General features: G+C 68.5%; 4 protein-coding genes and 1 pseudogene. 4 read left to right on the top strand and 1 reads right to left on the bottom strand.

Going from position 1 to position 4,310, the window contains the following annotated elements; all coding sequences use genetic code 11:
* From GA0115259_RS25480 to GA0115259_RS25465, 4 genes and pseudogenes are all read left to right on the top strand, one after another.
* Window positions 1–385: pseudogene (locus tag GA0115259_RS25480) on the top strand (hypothetical protein); the annotation flags it as partial.
* Window positions 386–483: 98 nt separating this feature from the next.
* Complete coding sequence (locus tag GA0115259_RS25475) at window positions 484–2,082, top strand: ABC-F family ATP-binding cassette domain-containing protein (protein WP_093601363.1); 1,599 nt, start codon at window positions 484–486, stop codon at window positions 2,080–2,082.
* A 429-nt stretch (window positions 2,083–2,511) separates the two neighbouring features.
* Window positions 2,512–2,733, top strand: a complete 222-nt coding sequence (locus GA0115259_RS25470; protein WP_030753304.1) for a helix-turn-helix domain-containing protein — start codon at window positions 2,512–2,514, stop codon at window positions 2,731–2,733.
* Between the two features lie 144 nt (window positions 2,734–2,877).
* A complete protein-coding gene (locus tag GA0115259_RS25465) occupies window positions 2,878–3,681 on the top strand; it encodes an enoyl-CoA hydratase/isomerase family protein (protein WP_093601361.1) in 804 nt (267 codons plus the stop codon).
* 17 nt (window positions 3,682–3,698) lie between these two features.
* Here the strand turns inward: GA0115259_RS25465 and GA0115259_RS25460 are convergent.
* On the bottom strand, window positions 3,699–4,310 hold a 612-nt coding region (locus tag GA0115259_RS25460), incomplete at its 5' end, for a family 1 encapsulin nanocompartment shell protein (RefSeq protein ID WP_107469261.1).

Genomic DNA, 4,310 nt, shown 5'->3' with positions numbered 1-4,310 from the left:
CCCCGCCCTCGCCGACTGGCTGGCCGCCGCTCCCGGCCGTGGCACCGGAGTGCTCCAACTCCTCGATCCCGGGGCCCGGATGCTCGCCGTCGTCACTCCGCGCCGTATCACCGCGTACCGCACCGCCGACGGCGATCTGCGCTGGGTACTGCCCGCCGTACGCGGCTGCGCCTTCGACCCGGCGCGCTCGGTCCGTAAGGGCGGAGCCCTGCTCGTCGCCCAGCCCTGCGAAGGAAACTCCGCCTGGACCGCGGAGCTGAAGGCCGTGGACGGACTCGGCAGGATCGTGCCCGACCGCACTCCGCTCGGCAACGATCTCCCGGACCACGGGCAGGCCGAGGGCACCGGCACCCGGCAGCGGAAAGCAGTTGCGCAGCCCGGTTAGACTGGTCGGCATGGCATTTCTCCTTGTGCATTAGCCGGCGTCGAAGACTCGCCTCCGCCTGCCCTCTTCCGCCGTCCATACCGCCCTGGAGTCTTTCCGTGATCACCGCAACCGGCGTAGAGCTGCGCGCCGGAGCCCGTGTCCTCATCGAGTCCGCCTCGTTCCGTATCGCCAAGGGAGACCGCATCGGTCTCGTCGGCCGCAACGGAGCCGGCAAGACCACCCTCACCAAGTGCCTCGCGGGCGAGGGCATCCCCGCCTCCGGCACCATCACCCGCTCCGGCGAAGTCGGTTATCTGCCGCAGGACCCGCGCACCGGCGATCTCGAAGTCCTCGCCCGCGACCGTGTCCTCTCCGCCCGCGACCTCGACTCCGTACTGCGGAAGATGCGCGAGAACGAGGAGCGGATGGCGAACGGCAAGGGCGCCACCCGCGAGAAGGCGATGAAGAAGTACGAGCGCCTGGAGACGGAGTTCCTCACCAAGGGCGGATACGCCGCCGAGGCCGAGGCCGCGACCATCGCCGCCGCGCTCGGGCTGCCCGACCGGGTGCTCGGCCAGCCGCTGCACACGCTCTCCGGCGGTCAGCGCCGCCGGGTGGAGCTGGCGCGGATCCTCTTCTCGGACGCCGACACCCTGCTGCTCGACGAGCCCACCAACCACCTCGACGCGGACTCGATCATCTGGCTGCGCGACTATCTCAAGACCTACCGCGGCGGCTTCATCGTGATCTCCCACGATGTCGAGCTGGTCGAGACCGTGGTCAACAAGGTCTTCTATCTGGACGCCAACCGCTCGCAGATCGACGTCTACAACATGGGCTGGAAGCTCTACCAGCAGCAGCGCGAGGCCGACGAGAAGCGCCGCAAGCGCGAGCGCGCCAACGCGGAGAAGAAGGCCGCCGCCCTCAACTCCCAGGCCGACAAGATGCGTGCCAAGGCCACCAAGACCGTGGCCGCGCAGAACATGGCCCGCAGGGCCGAGCGGCTGCTGTCCGGTCTTGAGGAGGTACGGCAGTCCGACAAGGTCGCCAAGCTGCGCTTCCCCGAGCCCGCGCCCTGCGGCAAGACTCCGCTGACGGCCGAGGGACTGTCGAAGTCGTACGGCTCCCTGGAGATCTTCACCGATGTGGATCTCGCCATCGACAAGGGCTCCCGGGTCGTCATCCTCGGACTCAACGGCGCGGGCAAGACCACACTGCTGCGGCTGCTGGCCGGCGTGGAGAAGCCGGACACCGGACAGGTGACGCCGGGCCACGGACTCAAGCTGGGCTACTACGCCCAGGAGCACGAGACGCTCGACCCGGACCGCTCGGTCCTGGAGAACATGCGCTCCTCGGCACCCGATCTCGATCTGGTCGAGGTCCGCAAGACGCTGGGCTCCTTTCTTTTCTCCGGTGACGATGTCGACAAGCCCGCCGGTGTTCTCTCCGGCGGCGAGAAGACCCGGCTCGCGCTCGCCACGCTGGTCGTCTCCTCGGCCAATGTGCTGTTGCTCGACGAGCCGACGAACAACCTGGACCCGGCCAGCCGCGAGGAGATCCTCGGTGCGCTGCGTACGTACAAGGGCGCGGTCATCCTCGTCACCCATGACGAGGGCGCGGTCCACGCGCTGGAGCCGGAGCGGATCATCCTGCTGCCCGACGGCGTCGAGGACCTCTGGGGAGCGGACTACGCGGATCTGGTCGCGCTCGCGTGACGGCCGGACGGCACGTCGGATGCTCCGCTGTGTGACCGTCCGGCGGCCCACCGTGCCGTGATCCACAGGCGGTCCGGATCTGGTCCGGACCTGGTCCGGACCGTGATCCACTCCGTATGGATCATTCGGCTCAGCGGTGATCCATCATCTGTGTGAGTGTGTCTCGTACTGTCGGCGTGCCGCGCGACGGAGAGTGCGGTTGGACACACTGTCCGGGCCGCTCTTCGCCGTACGTCGCTGACCTGGCACTTCGATCGATATACCGGCCCTTGTCCACTGCGGCCATGACCGGAATCGGGGATTCCGGTCGCGCCGGAAGCTTGAACTCTGCCAAAGCTTGTCGTACGGACCTTGCCGAATGGGTGGCCAGGAGGGCCGTAAGGGGTGATCATGAGAAGTCCAGAGCGCACTTCCCATGAGGAGGCACGGGTGGCCGAGACTCTGAAGAAGGGCAGCCGGGTGACCGGCGCCGCGCGCGACAAGCTCGCGGCAGACCTGAAGAAAAAGTACGACAACGGTGCGAGCATCCGGGCGCTGGCCGAGGAAACCGGCCGTTCCTATGGATTCGTTCACCGGATGCTCAGCGAGTCCGGAGTCACGCTGCGGGGACGCGGGGGAGCGACGAGAGGCAAGAAGGCCGCTTCGGCCTGACAGCCGCGTGCGCTCCTCATGGCCACCGGTTCGGACGGTGGCCACCCGGGTCGATCAGGCGATCGCCCAGGTGGTTACTGTGCAGTCACTTAGCCAATTACTTTGATGTCCGGCTGTCCGACTGCCCGAACCGGAGGCGCCCGTATGACTTCGCTCGAATCAGTACGCGAACCAGTGCTCGACAAGGACGGCGTGCGGCTCACCGTCGAGGACGCGATCGCCACGGTGACATTGACCAATCCGGCCAAGCGCAACGCCCAGTCTCCCGCTCTGTGGCGGGCGTTGACGGAGGCCGGCAGGTCGTTGCCGGGCAGTGTGCGGGTCGTGGTGCTGCGTGGTGAGGGCATGTCCTTCTCCGCGGGGCTCGACCGGCAGGCGTTCACTCCCGAGGGATTCGACGGGGAGCCGTCCTTCCTGGAACTGGCTCGAGGCTCCGACGCGGACCTCGACGCGGCCATCGCCGGGTACCAGGACGGCTTCGTCTGGCTGCGCCGCAATGACATCGTGTCGATCGCGGCCGTCCAAGGGCATGCGATCGGCGCCGGCTTCCAGCTCGCCCTCGCCTGCGATCTCCGGGTCGTGGCGTCGGACGTGCGGTTCGCCATGCGTGAGACCAGTCTGGGGCTGGTCCCGGATCTCACCGGCACTCATCCGCTGGTGGGACTCGTCGGTTATGCCCGCGCGCTGGAGATCTGCGCCACGGGCCGCTTCGTCCAGGCCGAGGAGGCCGAACGCACCGGGCTCGCCAATCTCGTCGTGCCCGTGGACGAACTCGACGAGGCCGTCCGGGATCTGGCGGGCGCGCTGCTGGCCGCGCCCAGGGACGCGATGATCGAGACCAAGGCGCTGCTCCGAGGCGCGGCGGGCCGCTCCTTCGAGGAGCAGCGCGCGGCCGAGCGCGCGGCGCAGGCTCGTCGGCTGCGTGATCTGGCGGGACTCGCCGATTGACATGGACTGCGCGTGCCTCACAGCTGCGGCGTCGCGGTGAGTGCCACCGCGGCCTCGCTCGTGTACATCACAAAGGTCAGCGTCTCCTGGAAGTAGAGCCGTACGTCCGTGTCGTCGTGGGACAGATAGCCGATGGACACGTCCTGGCCGAGACGGAGTTCGAAGTCGCCGCCGCGCGTGGAGAGCAGGAAGGCACCGTCGATGGCGGGCGCCCAGACGATCTGGCCGTCCAGCACCCGGTCGATGTGCTTGTGGATCGGATAGCCGTGGTCGGACGTCTCGTTCACGGCGGTGTACGCGTCGGCGCTCAGCGCCAGGGTGTACGGACCGCCGACGCCCGCCAGCCGCAGCGTGGACACGGCCTGGCTGATGGCGTCCGGATAGTCGCGCACCTCGTCGGGGAGAGTCAGCTCCGGATTGGACGTGCTCTGCCGGATACCCGTGATGCCCGCCGCTCCGTATCCCTCGAAGACCGCGCGGTCCTCGGCGAACGCAATCTTCCGGGCGGCGTCCTTCACCGGCTGCCAGTCCGCGTCCTTCGCGCCGCGCTCGACATCGTCCACCTGCCGGCGGTCGACCGTGAACGGCACCCGTAGCTCGACCAGCGGCCGTGACGCGCGCCGGGGGGG

The sequence above is a fragment of the Streptomyces sp. MnatMP-M17 genome (assembly GCF_900091995.1).
Taxonomy (GTDB): Bacteria; Actinomycetota; Actinomycetes; order Streptomycetales; family Streptomycetaceae; genus Streptomyces.
Note: the sequence above shows the minus strand (reverse complement) of the source record. Positions and strands in the feature narration are given on the sequence as shown.